Origin of the sequence: Bacillus sp. AY2-1 (assembly GCF_008368965.1) — a bacterium.
Classification (GTDB): domain Bacteria; phylum Bacillota; class Bacilli; order Bacillales; family Bacillaceae_G; genus Bacillus_A; species Bacillus_A thuringiensis_S.
Map to the genome: position 1 here is coordinate 1 of NZ_QPEL01000279.1, position 1,656 is coordinate 1,656.

Here is a 1,656-nt window from a genome sequence, read left to right on the forward strand (position 1 = left end):
ATAATCATTTGTATGTATGTACGTTTACTCACACACATACAAATGATTTATAAAGCCACAATTAAGTGAAAACATCTTTTCCGTTACGATAACATCATAGCCATATCTTCTGCTGCATTTGTAATTAGTTTTAAACCAAATGTTTCTTGTAATACATCAAGCACGCCAGCTGAAATAAATTCAGGAGCCTTTGGACCGATGCGAATATCTTGAATCCCAAGACTAAATAGCCCTAGTAAAATGGCAACCGCTTTTTGTTCAAACCATGATAGGACAATACTTACTGGCAATTCATTCACTTCACATTGAAAAGCATCAGCTAAAGCAGCCGCTATTTTCACTGTAGAAATTGAATTATTGCACTGTCCTAAATCAATGTAACGCGGAATTTCCGTACCAGGTACAACACCGTAATCCACATCATTAAAGCGGAATTTCCCGCAAGAAGTTGTTAAAATAACCGTTTCTGGCGGAAGTGACGTTGCTAATTCACGATAATATTCTCCGCCTTTTCCCGGTGCATCACAACCGGCGATAACAAAGAAACGCTTTATTTTCCCTTTTTTTACTGCGTCAATAATTTCTGGAGCTAATGATAATACTGTATTATGATGAAACCCTGTCACTAACTGTTCATCCGACTCCATATGTACTTCTGGAAGTTCTAGCGTTTTTTGAATTAACGTTGTAAAATCATCATTTTCAATTTTTTGTACACCTTCTAAACCTGCAATGTCATATGAAAAGAATCGATCAGAGTACGAGCCTTTAATTGGCATAACACAGTTCGTTGTAGCTAATATGGCACCAGTAAATTTTTCAAAAAGGCGTCTTTGATCATACCATGCCTTACCGATGTTTCCTTTTAAATGTTTATATTTTTTCAGCTGCGGGTATCCGTGTGCTGGTAGCATTTCAGAATGCGTATAAATATTAATGTCTTTTCCTTCTGTTTGCTTTAATAGTTCTTCTAATGCAAATAAATTATGGCCCGTAACTACAATTGCTTTACCTTCTACACGATTTTGTGTAATTTGTACAGGTTCTGGCACACCAAAATGATTCGTATGTGCCTCATCCAATAACTCCATCACCCGTAAAGCTGATTTCCCAACTTTCATAGCCATATCAATATGCTCTTGTTCGTTAAAATTAGAATTTGTTAATGTCATATATAAAGCTTCTTGTGTTGTAGCATCTACAAATGCATCCGTATACCCTAGCTGAGCAGCATGTGTGCGATAAGCTGCAATTCCTTTTAGCCCAAACACAATCGTATCTTGTAAACTCGCAATCGTTTCATTCTTACCACAAACACCCATCACTTTACATCCGCCTGTTGGCGTTTGTTCACATTGATAACAAAACATATCATCCCACCCTCTCCCAATCATTCATTACACCTTAAGCATAATACCCATTGAAAAAAAGTGATGTGATATCAATCACAATAATATATAAAGATTTGTGACAGTTCATATTGTTGACATAATATTTTTATTGACACTAAAAAATGTACATTAGTGTGCACACATCTTTCGATACTTTTAAATAGCTAAATAATTAATTTGGAGAAATATATACAACGAAAATTTTTTGAATCCTTATACAAATAGTTGCAATTCATCACATATGAAAATAGACATACAAAAACGC

The 1,656-nt window shown here is 35.1% G+C and carries 1 protein-coding gene; it reads right to left on the reverse strand.

What is annotated here, in order from left to right; translation table 11 throughout:
• Positions 1–83 precede the first annotated feature (83 nt).
• Positions 84–1,370 (reverse strand): hydroxylamine reductase, encoded by a 1,287-nt coding sequence (gene hcp, locus DN403_RS30370; RefSeq protein ID WP_002082429.1) that lies wholly within the window; start codon positions 1,368–1,370, stop codon positions 84–86.
• Between the last annotated feature and the right edge of the window lie 286 nt (positions 1,371–1,656).

Bases quoted from the DNA above. Each gene is read 5' to 3' on its own strand.
- hcp (WP_002082429.1), bottom strand. From the start codon at position 1,370: ATGTTTTGTTATCAATGTGAACAAACGCCAACAGGCGGATGTAAAGTG.